Origin of the sequence: Paucibacter sp. KCTC 42545, assembly GCF_001477625.1 — a bacterium.
Taxonomy (GTDB): domain Bacteria; phylum Pseudomonadota; class Gammaproteobacteria; order Burkholderiales; family Burkholderiaceae_C; genus Paucibacter_A.
In genome coordinates this window covers 3,467,993-3,494,295 of record NZ_CP013692.1, presented here as the reverse complement: position 1 = coordinate 3,494,295, position 26,303 = coordinate 3,467,993, and the positions used below count along the sequence as shown (strand labels likewise).

The window sequence follows — 26,303 nt, the reverse complement described above, 5'->3', positions numbered from 1 at the left end:
TTGCTTCGGCTTAGCCGGGGTGAACATTCGAAAGAAACTCATGAAGACCTTCAGCGCCAAGCCGGCCGAAGTGACGCACGAGTGGTTTGTGATTGACGCCACCGACAAGGTGCTCGGACGTGTTGCCAGCGAAGTGGCACTCCGTTTGCGCGGCAAGCACAAGGCCATTTATACGCCTCACGTGGATACCGGTGATTTCATCGTCATCATCAACGCAGAAAAGCTGCGTGTCACTGGCAACAAGGCCAATGACAAGGTGTACTACCGTCACTCGGGTTTCCCGGGCGGCATTTACGCCACCAAGTTCAAGGACATGCAAGCCAAGCACCCGGGCCGCGCCCTGGAAAAGGCTGTCAAGGGCATGCTGCCCAAGGGTCCTTTGGGCTACGCCATGGTGAAGAAGCTGAAGGTCTATGCTGGTGCCACGCATCCGCACGCCGCTCAGCAGCCCAAGGCTCTGGAAATCTAAGGAACGATGATGATCGGAAACTGGAACTACGGTACAGGCCGCCGCAAGTCGTCGGTCGCACGTGTCTTCATCAAGAAGGGCACTGGCCAAATCGTCGTCAATGGCAAAGCCATCGGTGATTATTTCGGCCGTCAAACTTCCATCATGATCGCCAAGCAGCCTCTGCTGTTGACGAACCATGGTGAGACGTTCGACATCAAGGTGAACGTGCATGGTGGTGGTGAGTCCGGCCAAGCCGGCGCACTGCGCCACGGCATCACCCGCGCTCTGATCGACTATGACGCGACCCTGAAGCCCGAACTGAGCCGCGCCGGCTTCGTCACGCGTGATGCGCGTGAAGTCGAGCGTAAGAAGGTCGGTCTGCACGGCGCTCGTCGCCGGAAGCAGTTCAGCAAGCGCTGATCGATCTTCCTGGCCTGGCCCCGCTTCATGTGGGGCCGGTTCAACAACAAGGCCGCTTTTCAGCGGCCTTGTTTGTTTGTGCGGTCCGATGTGCGATTCAAAGCATGGTCAAGCGTGCGGACAAGTGCGAAATAACCTTGCCGCCTGCTGGCCTGTATCGGCCGCGATACGGCATACCCCAGTAAATTCATCGACAATACGAGAAGTTGATGAACCGAGAGGAAACACCATGAGCGCAGTGCTTGAAACAACCGTCCCCCAGGCCGATGAGATGCCGGCGCCGCTGGTCTTCACCGACAGCGCGGCCGACAAGGTGCGCGACCTGGTGGCCGAAGAAGGTAACCCCGAACTGAAGCTGCGCGTATTCGTGCAGGGCGGTGGCTGCTCGGGCTTCCAGTATGGCTTTACCTTCGATGAGGCCGTCAACGAAGACGACACCGCTATGGAAAAGAATGGCGTCACCCTGCTGATCGATGCGATGAGCTTGCAATACCTGCTCGGCGCCGAAATCGATTACAAGGAAGACCTGCAAGGCGCGCAATTCGTGATCAAGAATCCGAATGCGACCACCACCTGCGGTTGTGGTTCCAGCTTCTCGGCCTGATCCGCGACGCTTGTTTGAATGCTCAAGGCCGCCTGTGAGGGCGGCTTTGTCGTTTCTGGCTTTTGTTGCACCGCGGGCGGCGGTCTCGGTCAGGCTGGGTGTAGCGCGCCCAGTACCCGTGGCCCGGCGGCGCCAGTCACGGCCGGCAGATTGCCAGGCAAGCCTCGAATAAAGCGCATCGCCAGCCAGGCGAAGGCTGCAGCTTCCACCTGCATCAGTGGCAGGCCACGCGCGTTGCTACGCATCACGGTGACTTGAGGTAGTAATGCCTGCAGGCGCAGCATCAATGTGGTGTTCAGGGCACCGCCTCCGCACACCAGCAATTCCTTGACCGAGTCCGCCGAATTGAGCAGTGCCTCGGCACAGGTGAGTGCACTCAATTCCAGCAAGGTGGCCTGCACATCTTGTGGCGACTCATGACCCGACAAATGGCGCATGAACCAATCGAGGTTGAACAGGTCGCGCCCTGAGCTTTTGGGCGCAGCCAGTGCAAAGAATGGTTCGGCCAGCAGGGCTTGCAGCAATTCAGGCAAGACCTGACCCTCTGCCGCCCAGGCGCCGTCACGATCGAATTCAAGGCCTTGGTGGCGGGCGATCCATGCGTCCATCAGGCAGTTGGCGGGGCCGCAGTCAAAACCCAGGGTGCGGCCATCCTGATGCAAAAGGCTGATATTGCTGATGCCGCCGAGATTGAGGACGGCCACATCGGCATCCTCACGACCGAACACCGCGCGATGAAAGGCAGGTACCAAGGGCGCGCCTTGGCCGCCTGCGGCGATATCGCGGCTGCGGAAGTCGCAGACCACGGCAATGCCCGCCTGCTCCGCCAGCAGCGCGCCGTTCAGCAATTGCGTGGTGTAGCCGCAGCCATCGAAGGCGCCGGGGCGGTGGCGCACGGTTTGGCCATGGGCGCCCAGGGCGCGAATATCGGCGGGCTGGTGGCCAGTCTGCTCCAGCAGTTGCGCCACCAGATCGGCATAGCTGCGGGCCACGGCGTTGCCCGCCAGGGCCGCACGGTGGATTTCGTTGCTGCCTGGCGTGTTGAGGCTCAGCAGCTCTTCGCGCAAGGCGTGGGGGAAAGGCTGATGCAGATGGCCCAGCAAGGTGATGGGCTGGCCGGGCGCATCGAATTGCGCTAGCACGGCATCCACGCCGTCCAGCGAGGTGCCGGACATCAGCCCGATATACAGCTCAGGCATGCGGCGTGAACCTGTCGTTGGCCTCAGTCGGCGGAGGTGGCGCCGTCGTTCATGGTCTGTGCCACGCTCAGCTGCGTCTTGACGCTGGCCACCATTTGCTGGAACTGGCCGCGGGCGTAATTGGGCAGGGTGAGTGCCTCAGAGGCGCGTGCGATCACGCGTGGATCTTGGTGTGCGCCCTTGACGCGGAATTCAAAGTGCAGATGCGGGCCGGTGGCCCAGCCGGTGGCGCCAACGGCGCCGACGCGCGTGCCTTGCTCGATGCGCTGGCCCTTTTTGACATCAATGCGGCTCAGGTGGGCGTAGACCGTGGTGCGGTCCCCGCTGTGGCGCACATGCACCACATTGCCGAAGCCGTTTTGCCAGCCGGCAAACTCGACCGTGCCGTCGCCGACGACGCGCACCGGTGTGCCGGTGGGGGCGCCGTAGTCGGTGCCCAGATGCTGGCGCCAGGTCTGCAGAATCGGGTGGAAGCGCATCGAGAAGCCCGAGGTCACCCGCGAGAATTCCATCGGGCTGGCCAGGAAGGCGCGCTTTTTGCTCTTGCCGTCGAAGCTGTAGTAGTTGCTCTTGCCCGTGACTTGGTCGCGGAACAGCACCGAGCTGTAGGTCTTGCCGTTGTTGACGAACTCGCCGGCCACCAGGCGGCCCGCGCCGTCCCAGTTGATTGGCTCGCCGTCGGCGGTGAGGCTTTCAAAGACGATGGAGAAGCGGTCGCCTTTTTGCAGTTCGCGGTGGAAATCGATATCGCCCGAGAACATCTCGGCCATTTGCGAGGCCACGGTGTCGGGGATGCGCGACTCGTCGGTGGCGGCAAACAGCGAGCTGCGGATGGTGCCGCTGGCCAAGCGAACCTGGGCTTGCAGCGGCGCGGCTTCCAGCTTGGCGCTGAACTTGTCGCCCTGGCGGGTGATGGTCAAGCGGCTGAAATGGCTGCCTTGCTGCTCGGCGCTTTCGGCCGGGAAGCGGGCCACCAGCGATTTCACGGTGCCGCCGGCATCCGCCGTGACTTGCACCATCTTGCCGGCACGGCCCTGTAACAGGCGGCGGGCGGTGGGGTCATTGCGCAGGAACAGGGCGGCGGCCGGGTCAAAAGCGCCCAAGCGCTTGAGCAGGCTGTCGGCGGTGTCGCTGCTGCGGGTCAATTCATTGCGGGACAGGCCGATGTCGTGCTCGGCCAATGCCGCCAGCTGGCTGTCCAGGTCGGCGGTAGCGACGCTTTCTTCCACGACGCGTTGGGGCAGGTCACGCGCGTCCGGTGCCAGCGGGGCGATACCGAAGGCGGTGACGGCAAACGAGGTCAGCAGCGTGACGACCGCGCCGGTCAGGGCTCGGGGGTGGCGGGCAGCGAAGGCCTCGACATTCGTCAGCGTATTCTTGATCGCAGTGGTTCTATCAGTCACGCTTGAGAAGTTCCCGAGGTCTTGTTGTTCTGATGCCAGCGCTGCGCGCCGGTGAGGGCGGCACAGCTTTGCGGCATCGGTGCCAATCTGGCCACCCGTGGGCACAAAAACGCTTTGCGATCCGTGTCCACTAGAATTGTCTGAAACGCGCAACAAGCCGTCACAAGAGGGCTTGCTCGTGCAAGGTGTGGGGAGTATACCGACCCGCCCCGGAAGTCAATGTCACGAAAACCCGAAATTCCGCAGCTTTACCTAGGTGCCTCCGCCGTTATGTCCGAAATGCGAACTCCAGAAAATCTCCCCAAGCCTGTTGCCGCCGCCAAGCCGGCTTATCCGGTGACCGAGCGCGTCCAGGAGGCGATGGCCATTTCCCTGCGCGGATGCGAGGAGTTGCTGCCGCAAGCGGACTGGCTGCAGAAGTTGGCGCGCTCCGAGGCGACCGGCACGCCCTTGCGCATCAAGCTGGGTCTGGACCCAACAGCCCCCGACATCCACATCGGCCACACCGTGGTGCTCAACAAGATGCGCCAGTTGCAGGACCTGGGCCATCAGGTGATTTTTCTGATCGGCGACTTCACCTCCATGATCGGCGACCCGTCGGGCCGCAACGCCACCCGCCCGCCGCTGACGGCCGAGCAGATCAAGGCCAATGCCGAGACTTACTACCGCCAAGCCAGCTTGGTGCTGGACCCGGCCAAGACCGAGATTCGCTACAACTCCGAGTGGAGCGACCCACTGGGCGCGCGCGGCATGATCGAGTTGGCGGCCAAGTACACCGTGGCCCGCATGATGGAGCGCGACGACTTCACCAAGCGCTTCGCCGCACAAACGCCGATCTCGGTGCATGAGTTCTTGTACCCGCTGATGCAGGGCTATGACTCGGTGGCCTTGAAGAGCGATATTGAGCTTGGTGGCACCGACCAGAAGTTCAATCTCTTGATGGGCCGCCATCTGCAGCAGGAATATGGCCAGGAGCCGCAGTGCATCTTGACCATGCCGCTGCTGGAAGGCCTGGACGGCGTCGAGAAGATGAGCAAGTCCAAGAACAACTACATCGCCTTGACTGAGGCGCCCAACAGCATGTTCGCCAAGGTCTTGTCGATCAGCGACACCTTGATGTGGAAGTGGTTCAACTTGCTCAGCTTCAAGAGCATGGATGAAATCGCCGCGCTCAAGCGCGAGGTTGAGGGCGGCCGCAACCCCAAGGATGCCAAGGTCATGCTGGCCAAGGAAATCACGGCACGCTTCCACAGCGCCCAAGCGGCCGACGCGGCCGAGGCCGACTTCCAGAATCGTGCCGCTGGCGGTATTCCTGACGACATCCCTGAGCTGACACTGGCTGGCGCGCCGATGGGCATTGGCGGTTTGCTGAAGGCTGCTGGCCTGGTGGCGTCTAACGGCGAAGGTCTGCGCATGGTGGAGCAGGGCGGCGTCAAGATTGACGGCGTGGTGATCAGCGACAAGGGGCTCAAGGTCGAGGCCGGCACCTTTGTGCTGCAAGTCGGCAAGCGCAAGTTTGCGCGCGTTAGCCTGAGCTGACGCCGCTTGGCTCACGCATTAAAAAAGGGAGGCCGCGGCCTCCCTTTTTCATGTGCGTCATGCCAACTCAGGGCTTCACTGGGCGCGGGTAGTCGCCGGGCAAGACCCGCAGCTTAGGCTTGTCGGCCATGGCTTTCTTGAGCAGTTCAATGGCCTTGTCCAACTGGGCATCGCCGCCCAAGAAGGTCGCGCGCGGTGGGTTGTCCACCTCGAACTCCGGCTTGACGCCAATGCCTTCGATCAGGAACTTGCCATCTGCTGTGATCTGGCCGTTTTCGGCGGCACGCATGATGCCGTTGTCCAGCAAGCGGTTCTGGTCCGACAGCCAGACGCCGGCGCCCGAGGTGGTCTTGCCGATGGTGGCACCCAGGCCCAGGCGCTTGAAGCCTTCCGAGAAAGTTTCGCCGTCGGAGTAAGTTTCCTCATTCATCAGCACGGCCACCTGGCCCTGAAAGGCCTCCTGCATATTCGGGTAGGTGGGCGAACCTTCGGGCGCGCGGGGCTGCCAGAAGGCCCAGGCGCGGCGCAGCAGCTTTTCGAGAATCCAGCTGTCGATATTGCCGCCGCCGTTGAAGCGCACGTCGATGATCAGGCCTTCGCGATCGGTCTGGGCGTAGAACTCGCGCACGAAGTCGGCAATGTCATTGCTGCCCATGGCACGCAAATGCAAATAGCCGATGCGGCCACCCGAGGCGGCTGCCACGGCCTGGGCGCGGCTGAAGCGCCAGTCGTTGTAGCGCAACTGGGTTTCGCGCCCGCCGTCCACCGGGGTGACGATGCGTTGCAGCGTTTTGCCTTCGGCGCTCAACACTTGCAGCAGCACCTGCTTGCCGGCTTGGCCGCGCAGCAATTCAGCGATGTGCGGCACGCCGGCGGCCGGGCGGCCGTTGACGGCGGTGATCACATCACCCACCTTGAGGCCCAGGCTGGCTTCGGCCAGCGGCGCTTGCTCGCTGGGCAGCTCGGGGTCGCTGCGGTAGATTTTCTCGATGCGCAGGCCTTTGTCGCTGCGCGCGAACTCAGCGCCCAGGCCGGCAAGACCTGGCACCTCAGGCCCGCTGCGCAGGTCCGGGCTGCCGACTTGGCTGTGCAGGGCACCCAGCTCGCTGGACATCTGGCCCATCAGCTCGCTGAGCTCGGCGCGATCCGTCACGCGCGCCACCAGGGGCTCGTATTTGGCCCGCGTGGCCTGCCAGTCCACGCCGTGCATGCCCTTGTCGTAAAAATAGTCGCGGTGCATGCGCCAGGCATCGGCAAACATCTGCCGCCACTCTTGCTTGGGCTCGGTGGCGATTTGCCAGTCGGACCAGCGGACCTGGAACTTGGGCAGCTCGGCCGGCAGTTTAGGCGCCGCATCGACCAGCAAAATCTCCGGTGTGGACTCGGGCTTGGGCGCGCGCACCAGCATCAGCTTCTTGCCATCGGCGCTGAGGGCATAACTGCGCATATCGGCGGAAACGGTCTCGACGTTCTCGCCCAGGTTGGCGATGGGCAGCGCCTTCAGGCTGAGCTTGCGCTCGGCGCCACTGCCTTCGCTGTCAAGGAACCACAGACGCTTGGCGTCGGCGCTCAGCTTGCTGTAGTTGCCAGCGGGCAGGGGCACTTCAAACAGGCGATCCTTCAGGCCTGCGAAATGAATGGCGGGCAGGGCGGGCTTGGCTTTGCTGTCGGCTTTTGCATCTGGCTTGGCATCCGCCTTGCCGTCTGCTTTGCTATCGGCCTTCGTGTCGGACTTGACCTCGGCCGGGCTCAGCTCATCCTTGGCGGCGAAGGGAAAGCGCAGTTCGGGCTGCAAGGCCAGGGCGTAGAGCTTGGTGCGGCGGTCGAAGTAGGGGCCCATATTGCGGTCGCCCCAAGGGCCGCTGCTATTGCTGACGGCAAAGTGGCGGCGCGAGGCGAAGTAAAGCCATTTGCCATCGGGGCTGAAGGTGGGTGACTCGCTGTCGTAGCGGTCGCTGCTGAGCTGATGGCTGCTGCCGTCCTTCAGGCTGTAGAGCATCAGCTGCGAGCGATTGCCATTGCGCAGCGCCAGGGTGAAGGCCAGGGCCTGGCCGTCGGGCGACCAGGCCAGGCTGTCGATTGAGCCGTCCAGCTTGTCCTGCGCAATCAGCTTGGTGGCCGCGTTGCCTTTGCCGGCCTTCAAGTCGCCGAAATCGGTCACATAGAGGCGCCCTTCTTTGTCGGTATGCGCCAGGGTGCGGCCATCGGGTGAGGGCAGCAGGCCGGTGCGCATGGCCTTGGCGTCGTGGCTGATTTGCTCGGGTTTGCTCAGGCCATTGGCGGCAAAGCGCCAGATCTCGCGCTCACCGCTGAAGTCGCACAGGGCGAAGACCTGGGCGCTGTCGGCGCTGAACTCGGCCGTGCGGCAGCGGCCGTCCGTCGGCTGCAAGAACTCGGCCCGGCGCAAGGCGCCCACACCTTGCGTGGCCAGGTGGCCGCGGCTGGCCAGCAGCACGCGCTCGCCATTGGGCGCCAGGGTGGTGTGGGTCAAGAAGTCTTGCGGCTTTTTGATCCAACGCTCACGCTGCTGTTCAAAGTCGCCGTTCAGCTGAATTGCGAGCTTGCTGCCTTGGCTGGCGGCGGCTGCCGCACTCAGGTCCAGGCTGAAGAGATCGGCGCCGACGGCCAGTACGGCGCGGCCTTCGCTGATCGAGGCGTGGCGGATGTCCCAGCCCTTGAAGTTGCTGTGCTGGCGCAAGTCCTGACCCTGGCCGTCTACCGACCACAGGTTCACCGTGCCGTCGCGGTCAGACAAAAAGGCGATGCGCTCGCGGCCATCGCTGGCCTTGTAAGGCATGGGGCGGCGGTCGTTGGCGCCTTCGGGCAGCAGGGGGCGGGCTTCCGATTGGTTGTTCAAATCCATCACCCACAGGCGGGCGATGGCGCCGCCGCGGTACTGGCGGGCGTTGTCGCCGCGCAGGCCGTTGCGGGTGAAGTAGAGCGTCTTGCCATCGGCGCTGAGCGCGCCATCACTGGCCTGGCCGACCGGCAAGGCGCGGCGCTGCAGGGTCTTGGGGTCGATGGCGTAGAGCTGCGTGATCGGCTGGCCGGCTTGCGAGGGGCCGGTGTACAGAATCTCGCCCTGGGCGCTGAAGCCCCAGACGCGCACGGCCGCGCCGTCCCAGCTCAGGCGCTTGGGCACGCCGCCTTGCATGGACATCAGGTAGACATCGCCTGGGCCGTCGTACTGGCCCACAAAAGCCAGCCATTGCCCGTCGGCAGAAATGGCGGGCTGGGTTTCCTGGCCGCCATGGGTGGTCAGGCGCTCAGCGCGGCCGCCGTTCAGGCCCACCCGCCACAAATCCCCTTCGGCCACCAGCACCACTTGCTGGCCTTGCACGGCGGGTTGACGATAGAAGCCGATGCCTGTGCTGGTGGGCTGCATTGGCTGCGCCAGCGCGGGCAAGCCGGCGCAAAGCAGCGCGGCCAGGGAAATGGCTTTGAGGGTGGGAGCGGGATGCATCTGCGGAATCCTTGTGGGAAAGCGAGGGAGATCGAGTGAGAGCGACGGCGTGATGGCGCCTGTGAGGGCGTGGCGAGCTGGCGCTGGCCAAACCCTGCATTGTCCAACGGGCCTCACTGCCTTCGCCGCCCCCAAGCCCGATGCAAACCCTAGCCAGGCCTGCCGGCGCCGCGTGAAAGTGCGCGTTTGGGCGACAGTCGCGCAATCAGAGGTTGGCGATGCCTGCGGCTACATGGCCGGAAGGCACATGCGCGGCGGCGCTGGCGATATGGCCGGCCTGGTCGTCAAAGAAGAAATCGGGCTCGAATTCGCGCAGGAACTCGCCCTTGGCCAGGCCGCCGAGGAACATGGCCTCATCGACCTCGATCTGCCAATCCATCAGGGTGCGAATCGCGCGCTCATGGGCGGGCGCGCTGCGGGCAGTCACCAGGGCGGTGCGCAATCGCATGCCACTGCCGGGCGCTTGCTGGAGGCGCTGCAAGGCCTCCAGCACCGGCTTGAAGGGGCCGGCGGGCAAGGGGCGGTTGGCATGCTGGATTTCATGCGACTGAAAGGCCGACAAGCCCTGGTTTTGAAACACCTGCTCGGCTTCGTCGGAGAACAGCACCGCGTCGCCGTCGAAGGCAATGCGCACCTCGTCGGGATGGGTGGTGGTGGCGTGGGTGGACTGCGGGAACACGCGCGCGGCGGCCACACCGGCATGCAGCGCGGCGCGCACATCGGCCTCGTTGACCGACAAGAAGAGATGCGCCTTCAAAGGCCGCAGATAGCGCCAAGGCGACTCACCGCGGGTGAACACGCCGCGCTGAATCGGCAGGCCGTAATGCGCGGCCGAGCGGAACACCCGCATGCCCGAGATCGGGTCATTGCGCGACAGCACCACCACTTCCACCTGCGGTTGCAGCGGGTCATGCTGATTGAAGGCCAGCAGCTTTTGCACCAGCGAGAACGCCACGCCGGGCTTGGCCGGTTGATCCAGCCGCTGCTGTTGCAGTGCCATATAGGCACGGTCATCGCCGGCTTCGAATAGTTCGTTCTCGGCTTCGAAGTCGAACAGGGCGCGGGAGGAAATGGCAACGACCAACTGTCCGTCCAGATTGGCAGGCATGGCTCGACCTCTTTCCTTACTTGACCCAGGTATTGAGCTGGATGATGGGCAGCAGCACGGCCAGCACAATCATCAGCACGATGGCGCCCATGGCCACGATCAGCAGCGGCTCCAGCAAGGTGGCGGCGGCCATGGAGCGGCGCTGCACCTCAACGCTGAGCTGGCGCGCGGCCCGTTCCAGCATCTGCGGCAGCTGGCCGGTCTGCTCGCCTAAGCGGGCGAACATGGCCAGGATGCCAGGGAAGCGCTTCTTGCCGGCCAAGGCTGAGCCCAAGGGCGCGCCTTCACGCACCTGCACCAGGGCGTCGAGCGCGTCGGCACGCATGGCGTGGTTGGAGAGCGTTTCGGCGGCCGCTTGCAAGGCCTTCAGGATGGGCACGCCCGAGCCCGCCAGCATGGCCAGCGTGCCGGCGAAGCGCGCAGCGTTATAGCCCCGCGTCAACCGGCCGATGATGGGCAGGCCCAGCATCGCGGAATCAAAACGGATGCGAAAGGCCGGGCGCTGCAGCGCCGCACCCAGGCCGAAGCCGCCGGCGATCAGCGTTAGCAACATCAGCCAGCCCCAGCTGCGCACAAAGGCGCTGATGGCCAGCATGGCCACGGTGATGGCGGGCAGGGCGCGTTTGGAGCTGGTGAACACGGTGGCGATTTGCGGCACCACATAAGTCACCAGAAAGATCACGATGAAGACCGAGATCAGCGAGACGATGGCCGGGTAGGCCATGGCGCCGACCAGCTTGCCCTTCAGGTCTTGGCGTTCTTCCAGATCGTCGGCCAGCTTTTCCAGCACCGGCCCGAGGGCACCGCTTTGTTCGCCGGCGGCCACCACGCCGCGAAACACCTCGTCGAACTCGCGCGGTGCGCTGGCCAGGGCGCGGGCAAAGGGCGAGCCGGCGTTGACTTCGGCCTTGAGCTGCGAGAGCAGTTCGCGTTGCTTGTCATCCTCGCTCTCATCGGCCAGGGCCGTCAGCGCCCGCTCCAGCGGCAGGCCCGAGCCGACCAGGCCGGCCAACTGCCGCGTCCACACGGCCAGGGCCGTGGGGCTGAAGATGCGGCGGGTGAAGCGGCTGCCGCCGCTTTGGCCATGCTGCTGCACCGGCGTGATGGTCAGCGGCACCAGGTTGAGTCCGCGCAACTGGGCGCGCGCGGCGCGCGGGTTGTCGGCCTCGACCAAGCCGCTGCTATTGCGGCCGGCGGCGTTGAGGGCTTCGTATTTGTAGGCGGGCATGGTGGTGGCGTGGGCGTGGGCGTGCCGGCGCTCAGTCGCGGGTGACCCGCAGCACTTCCTCTTCCGAGGTGATGCCTTGTTCGATCAGGCGGGCGCCGTCCTCGCGCATGCTGCGCAGGCCGGCCTTCTGGGCCGCTTCGAGCAAGTCGCTTTCGGCGGCGTGCTGGTGAATCAGGCTGCGCACACGGTCGTCGGCCACCATCAATTCGTAAACGCCGGTGCGGCCCTTGTAGCCGGTGCGCGAGCAGGCATCGCAGCCCACGGGGTGGTAGCGGCCATGCTCGTCCTGGCGTTTGCACACCGGGCAGAGCTTGCGCACCAGGCGCTGAGCCAGCACGCCCAGCAAGCTGGAGCTGAGCAAGAAGGGCTCGATGCCCATATCGGTCAGTCGGGTCACGGCGCTAGGCGCGTCATTGGTGTGCAAGGTGGCCAGCACCAAGTGGCCGGTCAGCGAGGCCTGGATGGCGATTTGCGCGGTCTCGTAATCGCGGATTTCGCCGATCATGATGACGTCCGGGTCTTGGCGCAGGATGGCGCGCAAGGCTTTGGCGAATGTCAGCTCAATCTTGGCGTTCACCTGCGTCTGGCCGACGCCGGAGAGTTCGTACTCGATCGGGTCTTCCACCGTCAGCACATTGGTGGTGCTGGTGTCCACGGTTTGCAGCGAGGCGTAGAGGCTGGTGGTTTTGCCCGAGCCAGTCGGGCCGGTGACCAGCACGATGCCGTGCGGCTGTTGCACCAGTTTCTTGAAGGCGCTGAGCACATCACCGCTCATGCCCAAACCTTCCAAGGTGAACTTGGATTCGGTCTTGTCCAGCAAACGCAGCACGGCGCGCTCACCATGTGCCGAGGGCAGGGTGGAGACGCGCACATCGATGGCGCGGCCGCCGATGCGCAAGCTGATGCGGCCGTCTTGCGGCAGGCGCTTCTCGGCAATGTCCAGCTCGGCCATGATCTTCAGGCGTGAGATCAAGGCGGCATGCAGGCCACGGTTGGGCTGCACCACCTCGCGCAACGTGCCGTCAACGCGAAAGCGCACCGAGCTGGCACGCTCGTAGGGTTCGATGTGGATGTCGCTGGCGCCGTCCTTGGCGGCTTGCGTCAGCAGCGCATTGAGCATGCGGATGATGGGCGCGTCGTTGGCGGCTTCCAGCAGATCTTCCACCGCGGGCAGGTCTTGCATCATGCGCGAAAGATCCACCGCGCTTTCCACTTCGCCAATCACCACCGCCGCGCTGGACTCGCTGCCCGCATAGGCCGCGTTGATGCGCTCGGCCAGGCTGCCGGCCGCTTCCTTTTCAAAGCGATCGATCTGGTAGAGGCGCTGCACCTCGGCCAGGCTGGCCAGGCTGACTTCGGCGGGCGCCCACAGGACGAGCGAGGCACCGTCGTCTTCCAGCAAGACGGTGTTGGCCTTGGCAAAGGCGTAGGGCAGGGGGTGGCGGGTGGCCATAGCGTGGGGCTCGTCGGGCAGAAGTTATTGCTGTTGCTGCGGCTGTTGCACCGGCACAGTCACGGGCGCGATCAGCAAGGCTTTGGGGTCAAGGCTCTGGCCGCCGGCAGGCGTGGCCGGGCTGGCCGGCAGCACCGGCGCGCCGGTATTGGGCAAGACCACGCTGGGGCCGGGTTGGGCGTTCTGCTGCAGCGAGCGGATGGACTCGTAGCGGTCCAGCGTCAGTTGGTCGGCCGAGGCCTGGCCGCGCATCACCACCGGGCGCAGGAAAACCATCATATTGGTCTTGACCCGCTTGCGGTTCTCGCTCTTGAACAGGCCGCCGATCCAGGGAATGTTGGCCAGGCCGGGAACGCCGTCTTGGCCGTCGCTGTATTCGTCCTTCATCAAGCCGCCCAGCACGATGATCTGGCCATCGTCCACCGCGACGGTGGTTTCCACCGAGGATTTGTCGGTGGTCGGGCCGGCGCTGCTGGCAAGTGCTTGCACCACCGAGGAGTTTTCCTGGTAAATGATCATGCGCACCGTGCCGCCTTCGCCGATCTGGCTGCGGATGCGCAGGGTCAGGCCAACGTCCTTGCGTTCGATGGTCTGGAAGGGGCTGACCGAGGAGCCGCTGTTGCCGGTGTTGGAATAACTGCCGGTCACAAACGGCACGTTCTGGCCGATCACGATCTTGGCTTCCTCGTTGTCCAGCGCCACCAAATTGGGGGTGGAGAGGATGTTGCCGCCGGTCTGCGATTCGAGGAAGTTGGCGATGGCGCCCAGGGTGTAGCGGCCGCCCAGATTCTTCAGCACGCCGATGTTCAGGCCCTGGGGCGCGGCGGCCGAGGCCAGGGCGGTGGCCACACCGCTGGTGCCGCCGGCCACGGCCAAGCTGCCGTTGATGATATTGCCGAGGCCGGAGCCGTAATTGGTGCCGATGCCGGGGATGTTGGCGTCGCCCTTGTTGCCGAACAGGTTCTGCCATTGCACGCCGAACTGCGCGGCCTTGCTGGCGTCAACCTTGACGATCATGGTCTCCACATAGATCTGGGCACGTCGCACATCCAGCTGGTCGATCACGCCGCGGATCTGGCGATACAGCGGCTCAGGCGCGGTGATGATGAGCGAGTTGGTGGCCGGATCGGCCTGCACAAAACCGCCGGTTGAGGGCGTTTGCGAGGCTGCCACCGGGGTGGTGCTGGCGGCGGAGGTGCCGCCGCTGCTGCTATTGTTCTGGCTGGCACCACTCAGCGGCGAGCTGCCCAGGCTATTGCCCAGCGAGTTGCTGCTATTGCTGCCGCCGGCGCTGCTGCCCGTGCTGCCGCCGCCGGCGGAACCGCCCGAGGCGAAGGCCGCGCGCAGCACGGTGGCCAGCTTGGCGGCATCGGCGTTCTTCAGGTAGACCACGCGGATATTGCCGCCGGGGTTGTTGCTGTCGGCACCGGGTTGGTCGAGCTTCTCGATCATGCTGCGCATGGTGGCCAGGCGGGCCGGGTTGGCGGCGCGCAGAATCAGCGCATTGCTGCGCGGGTCGGCCAGCACGCTCATGCTGCTGCTGGCTTGACCGGGCACGGCAGCCGCGCCGCCGTCGGCCAGCTTTTGCACCAGCGCGGCGATGTCCGAGGCAATCGCATGCTTGAGCGGCACCACTTCCAGATCGGTGCTGCCGGGCGTGTCCATGGTCGCGATGATGCGGCCCAGGCGCTGCAGGTTTTCGGCGTAGTCGGTGATCACCAGGCTGTTATTGCCCGGGTTGGCATTGATGGTGTTGTTGGGGCTGATCAGCGGGCGCAGCACGGCCACCAGATTGTTGGCGTTCTCGTGATTGAGCTTGAAGATCTGCGTGATGATCTGGTCGCCGCGCACCGCGCTATTGCCGCCAATGGCCACCGAGCCGGCTTGTAGCTTGGCGTCCGCCTCGGGCACCACCTTGAGCAGGCCGGAGTTTTCCACCACCGTGAAACCGAGGCCGCGCAGCGCGGCCAGGTAGTTGAGATAGGCCTCGCGCACGCTCACCGGCTGCTCGCTATAGACCGTGATCTGGCCTTTGACGCGCGGGTCGATGATGAATTGGCGATCCAGCATCACGCCCATGGCGCGGGTCACGGCTTCCAGATCGGCATTGACGAAGTTGAGCGTGACGGGGGTGCGTGACTTCAGTGCCGGGCTGTGGATGCGAGCGGCGGGGGATTGGCTGATATTGCCGTCGGCCGTCTGCGCCAGCGTCGGGCCGGCCAAGATCGACAAAGCCAGCAGCGACAAACCGGCGCGCTGCGGCGAACGACTTGCGTGACGTTTCTTATTCATGGTCATCCAATCGAAAATACGGAGCGCTCGCCTTGGCGGCGGCCGATGATGTTCAGCAGATTGTTCAGGGCGCCCTCGCGGCCCGGCGCGGCGCTGGCTTCGAGCCGGAAGCGCAGCTTGCCCAGGTTGACGCTGCCTTGGCCATTGAGGATCAGCGCGCCGTCCAGCGTGCTCAGGCGCAATTCGCTGATGCCGGCCTGGCTGGCATCTTTGTCATCGGCCAGGATGCTGAAGCGGTAGCTGCCCAGCGGCGCCAGGGTGGAGACGCGCGAAGACACATTGAGCAAATCGAGATCTAACTGGCCAAACTGACGCCAGCGCCCTTGCACCCATTCCAGGCGGAAGTCGCGGGTGGACATGCGCATCGAGCCGCCCAGGCGCAAAGTGTTCCAAGGCGTGCCCAGGCCAGCCAGCCAGCCGGCGGGCCAGCGGGCCAGCCAATCGGCGCGGCTGCTCACCGCCACTTCAAAGCGACCCCAGCCGGGGCGCAGTTGCAGTTGAAGCTCGCCGTTGATGCAGCAGTCCTGCCGGGCTTTGAGGGCCAGCGCCCAGCCCTTGATGCTCATATCCCAGCTCAGGCGGCCAGGCAATTGGCTGGCGTCGCGGCTGCCTTCGCCGCCGGTCAGCACCAGCACGCCGCTGCCATGCCAGATGCTGCCGCGGGTGTCGGTGATCAACAAATGGCCATTGCTGGCGCTGGCCAGGCCACGCGCCAGCCAGCTGGCCGGGGCGAAGACGATCAGCGCCACGCTCAGGCCCAGCAAGGCGCCAGCCACGCTCCAGCGCAGGCTGGCTTCACTGCGGGCGCGCTTGGCGGGTTCGACCTGCAAGGTGTCTTGCCACTGCGAGGGGGCTTCGCTGAACTGGGTCAGCGGGGCCGGGCGCGATTGGCGGCCGCGGCCAAAACCACGACCGAAGAGGCGGGCCAGTGCGGAGGGGCGCTTCATTGGCCGGCTCCGTTCAGGGTCAGCACCACCGTGCCGGTATAGCCCTTGGGGCCACGCTGCAATTGCGCTTCCACCGGGCGCACGCGGGCGGCACTGCGCACCTCGCCCAGCCAGGCCTGCAAGGCCTCGTTGCTGACACCGTTGACGCTGAGCACGGCGCGGTCGCCGGCCAGGCTCAGCTTGGCGGCGGGGCCCAGGTGTTCGCTGGCCGCTTGCAGGGCTTGCGCCGCTTGGGCTGCGGGCACGGGCGGGATGGCGCGCAACTCGCGCGCTTCCATGGCCAAGGCCTGCATGTCTTGCAGCTGCCTATCCACCGCTTCCAGCTGCGCCGGGCTTTGCTGAATCACCCGCAGCGCGGGCTGCACGGCCACCAGCCACAGCAGCAGCAGGCCGAGGGCGCCAGCGGCGAGCTTGAGCAGCGTGCGCTCACGCTCACCCAGCTGTTCCCAATGGGCCTTCAGGCCGGCCAGGGATTGCTGCCAGGCAGGCAAGTGGGCCTTGTTATTGCTCTCGATACTCATGTCTTGTTGGCTCCGCCCTTGCCGGTCTTGTTGCGGCTCAGGGCCAGCTTGCCCTCGCTGGCTTCGAGCTGCCAGCCTTCGCTGCGCAGCTGGCTGCTGAATTGTTGAATTTGTGGCTCGCTCCAGCCGGCGGACGACAGCGTCAAGCGGCCGGGCTCAAAGCTCAGGCTGTCCACCGGGCCGCGATCGGCCGGCCAGGCCATGGCGGCGGCGCCCAGCAGGGCCTCCAGGTCTTGCTCACCGGCGCGGCCGGCGCTGCTGCGCAGGCTTTCGGTTTCGCGCTGCATCTGCACCGGCGCGTCAAGAATGGCGCGCACCTTGGGGAAGCTTTCGATCAACAGGGTGTCGAGCTCGGCACGCCGGCTTTTCAGTTGTTGGTGCTGCTGCCAGGCCACCAAGTTCAAGCCCAGCACCTGCACGGCCACCAAGCCGGCCAAACCCCAGCGCACCGGGCGCCACTCGCGCCGCATCAGGCCACGGTAGAAATGGCGCAAGGCGCGGGTGCCGCGGGTGCGTTGAGCGAGTTCGAACTGGCGCAGGTCCCAGGGGCTGTCAATCACCCGCAGGGCGCGCTGGGCCGGGCTCAGCACGCTCACCGACGTGCCCAGCCAGACTTCGGCCGCGGCAGCTACTTCCGGGGCGGCCGTCCATTGCGAGGCTTGCACCAGCGCGGCGGGGAAGAGTTGGCGGCTCAGCCCGCCTTCCAGCGGCAGATTGCTCACGCCTTCGGGGTGGCTCCAACGCAGGGCCACCGGGCTGGTTTCGGTGCCGGTGGCGTAGAAATGCCCGCGGGGCGCTTCGGGCCAAGAAAGGGGTGTGATGCGGTCTACAAACACCTCGGCCGCTTCGAGCGTGCTGAGATGCTGGGCCAACCAGCTGCGCGAGCTGATGGCCACCCAGGCAGTGTCGCCGCCCATGGTTTCGGGCTCGATGGCGAAGTGCAGGCTCTCGGCATCGTCCAGCAGCGCTTCTTCCAGCATGCCGGCCAGGGCTGTGCGCATTTGTCGGCCGGCCTTGGGCAGGGTGACGCGGCGCCAGGCCACATCGCTTTCGGCGGGGATCACGATCACCTGGTCGGCGCGTGGCAGCTGGGCGGCGCTTTGGCTGCCCTGGGTGCTGATCGTGCGGCCGTCGGCGCAGAAGAGGAAATCGTAGTCGCGGTTGAGCGCGCTTGCTGCCGTGTGCCCCAGGCCCTCGTTGGACTGAACCGCGCGGCCTTGGGCTCGCAGGCGGCTGCGGGGCGGAAGGAAAACAAGCAAAGTACTCATGGGCGCAGATGAACGGGTACAGCGAAAACAGCAGTGACCGGGCCAATCACGCCGAGCGTGCTGGGACTGCCTGGGAAAGGCTGGCGCATTCTAGGAGGGGAAGATGGCTGATTTGCGTTTGCAGCCCTGGGGCAAACACTGTTTGTATCAATTCCGGAAAATTCCGCTCGCCACATCAGCGCTTGCTTTCCTTGGTTTCCTTGCCGTCCAGCACCTGATTGATGCGCTGGCGATCCAGCACAACCATGTCGAGCTGGTTGCGGTACACCAGTGAGCGCTCTTCCAGCACCCGCTCATCCAGGCGCATGCGGCCACTGACGATGAAGTAAGAGCTGACGACATGCACACGGTCGCTGCTGATGACGGCCGTGCTGGGCAGATAGTTCTTGGCCTCTTGCGGGTCTTTCAGCGGCTGGGCCTGGCGAGCTTGCACCAGGCGCTCGGCCGAGGCCAGGTCAACGCCGTCCAGCACGCCAGCAATCACTTCACGCGGCGCGGTGTTGAGGTTGACCGGCGTGGGCAGCGGCAGCAGGGTGAGCAGAGGGCGCAGGCGCTCGATCGTCTCGGCGCTGAGGCCGAACCAGCGCAGCTCGTCCAGATTGCGCGGCTGCAGCGGGCGCTCCTCATTGGGATCCGGGGCGCTGGCGGCCTCGACCTTGATGTTGCCGCTGCCGGCAAAGGCGCGGCGCATCTTGGTGGCGATCAGGGTGGCCGTGCCGGGCGGGGCTTGGGCGCTTTCACACAGGCGGGCCAGGCTGCGCTGCTCCAACGCCAAAGTGTCGGGGTCGGTCACCAGCAAATTGCGCAGGTTGTACTGGGCCTGGGCGTCGGTGATGCCGCCGGACAAAAAGGCTTCCACGCCATCGTCCGAAGTTTGGCCGTCCAGGGCCAGAAAGCTGGAGATGCGGCCCTCGGCCACCGGCACGGCCCAGACCTCGTTGAGGTTGTCGGTGGGTGTCGTGCGGTTGCCGATGGCATCTTCACGCAGGATCAGCCGGGCCCAGTCCAGCGCGCCGCGCAGCATCAGGGCGGACTGTGCGCGAGAGCGCTCTGCCGCCTCGATCTGCACCGCGCGGTACTGGCGCCACACCATGGCCGAAGCCAGGCTGGCCACCAGGGTGACGATGATCATGGCCGTCAGCAAGGCGGCGCCCTGTTGGCGGCAGCGGGCGCTTTTGAGATTGAGGGGGCGGCGGCTCATGGTCACAGGCCCAACATGACTTGGCGGGTCAAGGGCCCGGAGAAGCCGCTGCCGGATCCGAACTGCAGCACCATGCGCACGCCGCTGGGCAGTTGCTGGCGCTGGATGATTGGGCCAACTTGGCCGTTGCCGGAGCCGCTGGCGGGCGGTGAGGGTGGTGTGGGCGTGGCCACATTGCCGCTGGACTGCGCATTGCTCCAGCTATTGCCGCGGAAGAAGTAGAGCTGCCAGCCCGTCACGCCTTCCAGCGCGCGCAGCTGGCCAGCGTCCTGGTTGATGCTCAGCTGGCTGCGTTGATAGCTTTCTTGCAGGGCGGTGTTGGTCTGCACCGGCAGGCCTTCCCAGCGGTACAGGGCGCCATTGCGCACCGTCCAGACCACCACCTGCACGCCCTCGGGCTGCTGGCGGGTCAGGCGCATGCTGGCGCCGTCAAAGGCCAGCGCATCGACCAAGGTGGAATCCTGCACCGAGCGCAGATCCTGCTCCCACTGCGCCACCACGGTTTGCAGGCGCATGCTTTGGTCCAGATGGGTTTGCGCGATCTCGCGGCTTTTCATCAGGGCGTCCAGGCCTTGCCAAGAGATCATGGCCATGGTGGCCATCACCACCAGGGCGACGAGGACTTCGACCAGGGTGAAGCCACGGTTGTGCAACGCTGTTGGGCGGGCCATCAATAGCGCCCCATGATGGCGCTGAGCACCAGCCGATGGCCGTTGTCGGGGTCGCTGACCACGGCATCGACCCGGCGCAAATTGGCGTTCGGCGTGGCGCGCACCACCAGGTGGCCCTTGAAGACATGGCCCAGCTGCTCGCAGCTGAACTCAGAGTCGCCGATGCTGGGGAATTGTTTGTTCAGGCGTAACTCGTTCAATTGATTGTCCGCACACCATTGCGCCGAGCTGATGCTGCGCAGGCGCTCGGCGTTGTCGGTCAGGGCGCCGGCGGCCTTGATGCCGGCGCCGAGCGCGATCGCCACGATCACCAGGGCTACCAGCACCTCGATCAGGGTGAAGCCGCGCTGGGCGGCCAGGCGCTCAGGGCGCATTGCTGCTGTGGGAGATTTCAAACGGGGCCAGCCCATCGGTGCTCAAGGTGAGTTGTTGACTGCCCAGCCGCAGGCGCAGTTGCTGCGCGCCAATCATCGGCTCGGGGCCCAGGCGCACGCTGCGGGCATTGGTGATTTCGACATTGACCGCTTCACCCAACCAGCGGCGCGGCAGCTGAATGCGCGCAGGCAGGCCGACAAAACGGAACTGGTCAGCGCTGCCGGCGAGCTCGACCGGTGTCCACTGCACATTCAAGCCAGCGGCCCGGCTTTCGGCTCGGGCGGTTTCAAACAAGGCCACCAGGCGTTCAGCCTCGCGCTCCAATTGAGCCGCGGCCGGGTCACGCAGCGACAAACTCACCGTGGCCGCCGCGATGGCGATCATCGCCACCACCACCAGCAATTCGATCAGCGAGAAGCCGCGAGATGCCCTCGTCGGATCGACGGTGTCGCCGGGTGTGCTGGCGACCTTGATCGCAGTGTGGTGTTCAAGCCGTCCGCCGGGCCGCCCCAAGGACGGCGCGGCCAAGCCCAAGCGGGCCCACGCCCGCGAAGGCTTGGGTCCCCTTAGGGGATCGACTGTGTACCCGCAGGCGAGGGGCATCTTTATTGCCAGGACCCAATATCCGCATCATTGCCTTCGCCACCGGCGCGACCATCGGCGCCGAAGCTGTAGACGTCGATCTCACCTTTGATGCCGGGGTTGGCGTACTGGTAAGGGCGGCCCCAGGGGTCGTTGGGCAGCTTTTCGATATAGGGCTTCCAGTTCGGCGGCGGGGTGCCGGCCGTGGGCTTGCGCACCAGGGCGTCCAGGCCTTGATCGGCGCTGGGGAAGCGTTGGTTGTCCAGCTTGTAGAGCTTGAGCGCTTGCATCAGATTGTTGACGTCGGTGCGGGCTGCCGTCACGCGGGCGTCGTCAGCGCGGTTGAGCACATTGGGCACGACCAGGGCGGCCAGCACGCCGATGATGACCAGCACGACCAGCAATTCGATCAGGGTGAAGCCGGCGTGGCGGCGACCCTTGCGCGCGGCGGCCGGCTGGGCGAGGGCAGCAGAGAAAACTTGTGTTGACATAGAGGCGGTGGCTGGCGAGGTGAAAACGATGGAACGAACGAACCAACAAGGGATCGAACGATGACGCAAGATACAAAGCGCTCGGCTGGCCGCGTAAATCATGCGGCTGGCCGGGCAAGGTCAGCGCTTGAATCATAATCCGCCCATGCTTGCACGAATGATGGCTTTTGTAGTGTGGGGCCTGCTGGCCTGCAGTGGCACTTACTGGTTGATCCAGTTGTGGGCCAAGCCCTTGCTGACGCCGGCGCAAGCCTTGCCTGTCAGCGAACAGGGCGTGGCGCAGGCCGACCTGACGCGCTTATTCGGCGCCCCGGCGCCCGTGCAGGTGGAAGCCGCCCCGGCGCTGGAGAGTCGCTTCAAGCTGCTGGGCGTGGTGGCCCCCACCAATGTGCAGCTCAGCCGTGCCGGTGAAGGCCTGGCCTTGATCGCGGTGGACGGCGTGGCGCGCACGGTGCGCGTCGGCGCGGTGTTGGATGGCGATTTGCGCCTGATGGCACTCGACAAGTATTCCGCCAGCTTCGGCGCCAACGGCGTGGTCAGCATGACTTTGCAAATGGCGCCGCAAGCCCCTGCCGCCACTGGCGCGCTGCCCCCGGCTCAGCCTTCGGCGACGAATCTGGGTGGTGTTCAGGTGCTTGGCAGCTTGCCGGCGCCCCCGCCCATGCCGGTGCAAGGTATGAACGCGCCGTCGCAGCAAATCGGCAATGAGCAGCAGGGCGTGGTGGACCCCTCGGGTTTGCCGACCCGTTAAACGCGCAAATCTTTGTCAGGCCTGATCAGCGCGTCCCGCGCGATCAACAGGGCGGGGCGCTCAAAAATTGAGTGGGTTGTCCACGGTATGAAACAAGGTCGGCGGCAAGCCCGGGCCGGACGGCTCAAACCCCGGCGTATTGGCTTCATGTAGATCGGTCAGCAAGGCGGCCGCGCTGCGAATCATGGGCCAGGCCAAGGCGGCGCCGGTGCCGTCGGCGCTTTCCATCCCCAACTCCAGCAAGGCCGAGGCGTGGAACAAGGCCAGGGCTTCGTCCAGGCCGCGGTGGGTGTGGCTGCGGCAGAACACCGCGTAATCGGTCACTGGCGGGGCGATGCGGGCGGCCAGCTTGAGGGCGGCGCAGGCCGTCATGCCGTCGACGATGATCAGGCTGCGCTTGGATGCGGCCACCAGCATCACGCCCACCATCACCGCGATCTCGAAACCGCCGAAAGCCGCCAAAACCTCCATCGGGTCGCTGACATCGCGGTGCCGTGCCTGCGCGGCATGCAGCACGCCAAGCAGATGCGTCAGCTCGTCCTGGCGCATATCGGGGCCGGAAATGACGAAGTTCTGCACCGGGCATTCCATCAAACGGGACAGCACCAGTGCGGCACTTTCGGCCGAGCCTTGGCCCATGCCCGCGCAGGCCAAGGCGTTGCCCGGCAGCTTGTCAGCGATTTCCATGCCCACGCGCACGCCGGCATGGGCTTGCTCCAGACTCATGGCCGGGCCGGCCTTGCAATTGCGGGTGCCGTGCGCGATCTTGCGCGACAGCAGGCGCGGATGGGGTGCCATGATCTCGGCAATGCCGCAGTCAATCAAATTGAGTTGCAGGCCCTGCAGGCGCGCGAGCACGGACAAGGGTAGACGGTTGCCCAGCGCCATTTGGGCTTGTTCGCGAGTACTCCGCCCCCATTGGCTGCCCACACCGTTGACCACCAAGCCATGGTCGGCCGCAAAGACGGCCAGCACCGGGTCACGAAAGCGCGGGCTCAGGCTGTTTTGCACCAGCCCCAGGCGCACCGCCAGGGGTTCCAACTCACCCAGGCCGCCGGCAATGCTGCCATGCTGCTCGACCCGCTCACGCAGCGCCCGCTCCAGTTCAGGATTGGCGGTGGGCGAGATCAGGGACTGTTGGATGGGCATGGCGAGCGGGCTACATCAGGCCTGGTTGATCCGGTGAACTGGTGGCTTAGCGCAAGAAGAAGCGGTAGACCGGATTCTGGCTCTCATCCTCAAAGGGGTAGTTGAGCGAATCCAGAAAACGCTTGAAGGCAGCATTGTCACTCTTGGGCACTTGCAGGCCAACCAGGATGCGGCCGTAGTCGGCGCCCTGGTTGCGGTAGTGGAACAGGCTGATGTTCCAGTCCGGGTGCATGCTGGAGAGGAAGCGCATCAGCGCGCCCGGCCGCTCCGGGAAGATGAAGCGGTAGAGCCGTTCATCGCGGGCCAGCTCGCTGCGCCCGCCCACCATATGCCGCACATGCTGCTTGGCCAACTCGTTATGGGTCAGGTCGGTAGCGGTAAAGCCGGCCTTGGCTAAGGCCTTCAGCAGCTTGGGTGATTCTTCACGGTTCTGCGTGGCGATGCCGACGAAGACATGGGCTTGGGCGGCGTCAGAGATGCGGTAGTTGAACTCGGTGACGCTGCGCGGGCCCAGCAACTCGCACAGGCGCTTGAAGCTGCCTTGCTGCTCGGGGATGGTGACGGCGAAAAGCGCCTCGCGGTGCTCGCCCACCTCGGCCCGCTCGGCCACAAAGCGCAGGCGGTCAAAGTTCATATTGGCGCCGCAGGTGATGGCTACCAAGGTCTTGCCCTTGAGGCCGTGCTCCGCGGCATATTGCTTGAGGGCGGCCACGCCCATGGCACCTGAGGGCTCAAGGATGCTGCGCGTGTCCTCGAACACATCTTTGATGGCGGCGCAGACGGCATCGGTGTTGACCACGACAAAGTCGTCCACCAAGGCCTTGGTGATGCGGAAGGTTTCTTCGCCCACCAGCTTGACGGCGGTGCCATCGGCAAACAGGCCTACATCGGCCAGTTGCACGCGCTTGCCGGCACGCACCGATTGCAGCATGGCGTCGGAATCCACGGTTTGGACCCCGATCACCTTGATCTCGGGTCGCACGGCCTTGATATAGGCGGCTACGCCGGAGATCAGGCCGCCGCCGCCGATGGCCACGAACACCGCGTCGATAGGGCCTTGGTGCTGGCGCAGGATTTCCATCGCCACCGTGCCTTGGCCGGCGATCACATCGGGGTCATCGAAGGGGTGGACGAAGCTCAGGCCTTCGGCCTTCTCGATCGTCAGCGCGTGGGCGTAGGCATCTGAATAGCTGTCGCCCATCAGCACGACTTCGCCGCCCATGGCCTTGACCGCATTGACCTTGACCAAGGGCGCGGTGACCGGCATCACGATGACGGCGCGGCAACCCATTTTCTTGGCGGCCAGGGCCACGCCTTGGGCGTGGTTGCCTGCCGAGGCGCAGATGACGCCCTTGGCTAACTGCTCGGGCGACAGGTGCGCCATCTTGTTATAGGCGCCGCGCAGCTTGAAGCTGAAGACGGGTTGCTCGTCCTCGCGCTTGAAGAAGACCTTGTTGCCCAGGCGTTTGGAAAGGCTCTTGGCCGGCGTCAGCGCGGTCTCGACCGCAACGTCGTAGACCTTTGCGTTCAGGATGCGCTGCAGATAGCTATTGCCTTCGGGCGCAAAACTGGGCAGCTGGGGGCTGGCGGGGCTTGCTTTGCTCTTTGTCTTGCGCGGGCGGGCGGGGGCAACCATGAACTCTCCATTGCACTGCTATTGCAGCGCAGCATGATAAGTCAGGGCTGCGTGTGAGCCAGCCGGGTGCGCTGCCAGTGCTGCGCCCACTTCTTGCGTCGGGCGAGGGTGGCTTGAAGGTCGAGCGAGACGTCGTCCCGTGGCGTAGGGGCGAAAAAAAGCCCGAACTCTTGCGAGTCCGGGCTGAATCCACCATGGAGGCGGTGGAGGAGACAAACGGTGCGAACCGAAATCTGTGTCGGAGGCGGGCATGTTCACTGCCTCCTCACCAATCTCATACGCTTGGCTAAAATTCTACTCGCAAGCTATGCTGCACCGCAATAAATTCGCGTGAAATTTGTCGGGTTCTGTCTCTAAAACTGAAGAGGCGCCGGGCGAATGCGCTCACTTCTCGGAGATTTCAATGGAATGCACGATTGATTGGATGGGCGCCGGCGGCATGGCCTTTGTGGCCGAGACGGGCAGCGGCCATATGTTGACCATGGACGGCGCGCCCGATGGCGGCGGCCGCAATCTGGCGCCGCGCCCGATGGAAACCGTTTTGGCCGGTACCGGTGGCTGCACGGCTTATGACGTGGTGTTGATTCTCAAGCGCGGCCGCCACGATGTGCGCGGCTGCCAGGTCAAGCTCAAGGCCGAACGCGCTGAGACCGAGCCCAAGGTGTTCACGTCTATCCACATGCACTTCGTGGTGACGGGGCGAGGGCTCAAGCAGGAGGTGGTGGAGCGCGCCGTGGCCCTGTCGCATGAAAAGTACTGCTCGGCCAGCATCATGCTGGGCAAGACGGCGGCCATCACGACCTCGGTGGAACTGGTGGACGTCGTCGAAGCCTAATTGGGTGCTACGGCGTGCGCGGGCCGCTCAGATGTAGTGGGCGGTGCGTGTCATCACGCCGGCGGCGGCCTTCATGACTTGCTTCACCGGGGTGGGCAGAAGTTGCGCGCCGGCCGCCTTTGCCTCAGCGGCGTGGCGGGCTTCTTCCTCTTTCATTTGCGCGACGATGGCGCGGGAAGCGAAGTCGCCCGCGGGCAGGCGGTCTAAATGGCTGGCTAAATGCTGCTCGACCTGGTTTTCGGTCTCAACCACGAAGCCGAGGCTGGTGCGGTCGCCCGCCAAGCCGGCCAGGCAGCCGATTCCGAAAGCGCCGCCATACCAAAGCGGGGTGAGGTAGCTGCGATGGCTCCCCAATTCGTCCAGGCGCTGCTGAGTCCAGGCCAGATGGTCCAGCTCTTCCCGCGCCGCCTGTTCGAAATGGGCCTTGAGTTGCGGATCGCGGCTCACCAAGGCCTGTGACTGGTAAAGCGCCTGGGCGCAGACCTCCCCGACATGGTTGACCCGCATCAGTGCGCCGGACAGGGCGGCCTCCGCGCTGCTTAGTGGCGCGGCAACAACGCCTTCGGGGTGTGGGGCGGTGGGCATGGGGCGTGCCGCGCTGGGCTTGCCGAAAACCGTTTGCAAGCCTTGTTGGGCGCGGGCCAGCAGCTGGTCGAGCCGGGAAAGTGGTGGGCGAAGAGTCATGGTGGAGCCGGTCTTTGCATCATCAAGTTGCT

General features: G+C 65.0%; 24 protein-coding genes. 6 read left to right on the top strand and 18 right to left on the bottom strand.

The genetic code is table 11. The features are described from left to right. Positions 1–40 precede the first annotated feature (40 nt). The 3 genes from rplM to erpA all read left to right on the top strand — a co-directional run bounded on the left by rplM (position 41) and on the right by erpA (position 1,475). Positions 41–469 (top strand): 50S ribosomal protein L13, encoded by a 429-nt coding sequence (rplM, locus tag AT984_RS15150; protein WP_058720808.1) that lies wholly within the window; start codon positions 41–43, stop codon positions 467–469. Between the two features lie 9 nt (positions 470–478). Beyond that, on the top strand, positions 479–871 hold the full coding sequence (rpsI, locus tag AT984_RS15145) for a 30S ribosomal protein S9 (protein ID WP_058722358.1): 393 nt from the start codon (positions 479–481) through the stop codon (positions 869–871). A 229-nt stretch (positions 872–1,100) separates the two neighbouring features. Continuing rightward, a complete protein-coding gene (gene erpA / locus AT984_RS15140; RefSeq protein WP_058720807.1) occupies positions 1,101–1,475 on the top strand; it encodes an iron-sulfur cluster insertion protein ErpA in 375 nt (124 codons plus the stop codon). A gap of 89 nt (positions 1,476–1,564) precedes the next feature. On the opposite strand, the gene AT984_RS15135 is transcribed toward erpA, so the two are convergent. Further along, positions 1,565–2,674, bottom strand: coding sequence for an anhydro-N-acetylmuramic acid kinase (locus tag AT984_RS15135; protein ID WP_058720806.1), 1,110 nt, complete (start codon positions 2,672–2,674; stop codon positions 1,565–1,567). 23 nt (positions 2,675–2,697) lie between these two features. Then, complete coding sequence (locus tag AT984_RS15130; protein ID WP_058720805.1) at positions 2,698–4,077, bottom strand: M23 family metallopeptidase; 1,380 nt, start codon at positions 4,075–4,077, stop codon at positions 2,698–2,700. A gap of 360 nt (positions 4,078–4,437) precedes the next feature. Here AT984_RS15130 and tyrS point away from each other — a divergent pair, with 360 nt between their 5' ends. Continuing rightward, on the top strand, positions 4,438–5,616 hold the full coding sequence (gene tyrS, locus AT984_RS15125; protein WP_442952187.1) for a tyrosine--tRNA ligase: 1,179 nt from the start codon (positions 4,438–4,440) through the stop codon (positions 5,614–5,616). A gap of 67 nt (positions 5,617–5,683) precedes the next feature. Here tyrS and AT984_RS15120 read toward each other — a convergent pair whose 3' ends face one another. From AT984_RS15120 to gspG, 13 genes are all read right to left on the bottom strand, one after another. Further along, positions 5,684–9,079, bottom strand: coding sequence for a S41 family peptidase (locus AT984_RS15120; RefSeq protein ID WP_082680054.1), 3,396 nt, complete (start codon positions 9,077–9,079; stop codon positions 5,684–5,686). 205 nt (positions 9,080–9,284) lie between these two features. After that, complete coding sequence (locus AT984_RS15115; protein WP_058720804.1) at positions 9,285–10,187, bottom strand: 5'-nucleotidase; 903 nt, start codon at positions 10,185–10,187, stop codon at positions 9,285–9,287. 16 nt (positions 10,188–10,203) lie between these two features. Next, positions 10,204–11,415: a type II secretion system inner membrane protein GspF gene (gene gspF / locus AT984_RS15110; RefSeq protein ID WP_058720803.1), complete on the bottom strand. Its 1,212-nt coding sequence runs from the start codon at positions 11,413–11,415 to the stop codon at positions 10,204–10,206. 31 nt (positions 11,416–11,446) lie between these two features. Further along, complete coding sequence (gene gspE / locus AT984_RS15105; RefSeq protein ID WP_058720802.1) at positions 11,447–12,868, bottom strand: type II secretion system ATPase GspE; 1,422 nt, start codon at positions 12,866–12,868, stop codon at positions 11,447–11,449. 24 nt (positions 12,869–12,892) lie between these two features. Continuing rightward, on the bottom strand, positions 12,893–15,160 hold the full coding sequence (gene gspD / locus AT984_RS15100; RefSeq protein WP_156422051.1) for a type II secretion system secretin GspD: 2,268 nt from the start codon (positions 15,158–15,160) through the stop codon (positions 12,893–12,895). A 2-nt stretch (positions 15,161–15,162) separates the two neighbouring features. Next, complete coding sequence (gspN, locus tag AT984_RS15095; protein WP_231741433.1) at positions 15,163–16,107, bottom strand: type II secretion system protein N; 945 nt, start codon at positions 16,105–16,107, stop codon at positions 15,163–15,165. Beyond that, positions 16,104–16,628 carry a type II secretion system protein GspM gene (gene gspM, locus AT984_RS15090; RefSeq protein ID WP_058720801.1) on the bottom strand — a complete coding sequence of 175 codons (525 nt, stop codon included), beginning with the start codon at positions 16,626–16,628 and terminating at the stop codon, positions 16,104–16,106. Before gspM ends, gspN begins: the two co-directional genes overlap by 4 nt. Beyond that, positions 16,625–17,896, bottom strand: a complete 1,272-nt coding sequence (gene gspL / locus AT984_RS15085) for a type II secretion system protein GspL (protein WP_058720800.1) — start codon at positions 17,894–17,896, stop codon at positions 16,625–16,627. The genes gspM and gspL overlap by 4 nt, the downstream gene beginning before the upstream one ends. A 175-nt stretch (positions 17,897–18,071) precedes the next feature. Beyond that, on the bottom strand, positions 18,072–19,097 hold the full coding sequence (gene gspK, locus AT984_RS15080; RefSeq protein ID WP_058720799.1) for a type II secretion system minor pseudopilin GspK: 1,026 nt from the start codon (positions 19,095–19,097) through the stop codon (positions 18,072–18,074). A 2-nt stretch (positions 19,098–19,099) separates the two neighbouring features. Further along, positions 19,100–19,768 carry a PulJ/GspJ family protein gene (locus tag AT984_RS15075; protein ID WP_058720798.1) on the bottom strand — a complete coding sequence of 223 codons (669 nt, stop codon included), beginning with the start codon at positions 19,766–19,768 and terminating at the stop codon, positions 19,100–19,102. Then, the gene (gene gspI / locus AT984_RS15070) at positions 19,768–20,142 is read right to left on the bottom strand and encodes a type II secretion system minor pseudopilin GspI (RefSeq protein WP_058720797.1); all 375 of its coding nucleotides are present in this window, start codon (positions 20,140–20,142) and stop codon (positions 19,768–19,770) included. Before gspI ends, AT984_RS15075 begins: the two co-directional genes overlap by 1 nt. Next, positions 20,132–20,671, bottom strand: coding sequence for a prepilin-type N-terminal cleavage/methylation domain-containing protein (locus AT984_RS15065; RefSeq protein WP_231741432.1), 540 nt, complete (start codon positions 20,669–20,671; stop codon positions 20,132–20,134). The genes gspI and AT984_RS15065 overlap by 11 nt, the downstream gene beginning before the upstream one ends. Positions 20,672–20,748: 77 nt before the next feature. Continuing rightward, entirely contained in the window at positions 20,749–21,216 is a 468-nt protein-coding gene (gspG, locus tag AT984_RS15060; protein WP_058720796.1) for a type II secretion system major pseudopilin GspG, read from the bottom strand. Positions 21,217–21,361: 145 nt separating this feature from the next. Here gspG and AT984_RS15055 point away from each other — a divergent pair, with 145 nt between their 5' ends. Then, positions 21,362–21,967: a hypothetical protein gene (locus tag AT984_RS15055; protein WP_156422050.1), complete on the top strand. Its 606-nt coding sequence runs from the start codon at positions 21,362–21,364 to the stop codon at positions 21,965–21,967. A gap of 60 nt (positions 21,968–22,027) precedes the next feature. Here the strand turns inward: AT984_RS15055 and AT984_RS15050 are convergent, their stop codons facing one another. Next, on the bottom strand, positions 22,028–23,116 hold the full coding sequence (locus AT984_RS15050) for a nicotinate-nucleotide--dimethylbenzimidazole phosphoribosyltransferase (RefSeq protein ID WP_058720794.1): 1,089 nt from the start codon (positions 23,114–23,116) through the stop codon (positions 22,028–22,030). Between the two features lie 46 nt (positions 23,117–23,162). Further along, positions 23,163–24,752 carry a threonine ammonia-lyase, biosynthetic gene (ilvA, locus tag AT984_RS15045; RefSeq protein ID WP_058720793.1) on the bottom strand — a complete coding sequence of 530 codons (1,590 nt, stop codon included), beginning with the start codon at positions 24,750–24,752 and terminating at the stop codon, positions 23,163–23,165. A 403-nt stretch (positions 24,753–25,155) separates the two neighbouring features. Here ilvA and AT984_RS15040 point away from each other — a divergent pair, with 403 nt between their 5' ends. After that, positions 25,156–25,587: an OsmC family protein gene (locus AT984_RS15040; protein ID WP_058720792.1), complete on the top strand. Its 432-nt coding sequence runs from the start codon at positions 25,156–25,158 to the stop codon at positions 25,585–25,587. A gap of 27 nt (positions 25,588–25,614) precedes the next feature. On the opposite strand, the gene coq7 is transcribed toward AT984_RS15040, so the two are convergent. Beyond that, on the bottom strand, positions 25,615–26,271 hold the full coding sequence (gene coq7, locus AT984_RS15035) for a 2-polyprenyl-3-methyl-6-methoxy-1,4-benzoquinone monooxygenase (protein ID WP_058720791.1): 657 nt from the start codon (positions 26,269–26,271) through the stop codon (positions 25,615–25,617). Positions 26,272–26,303: the final 32 nt, after the last annotated feature.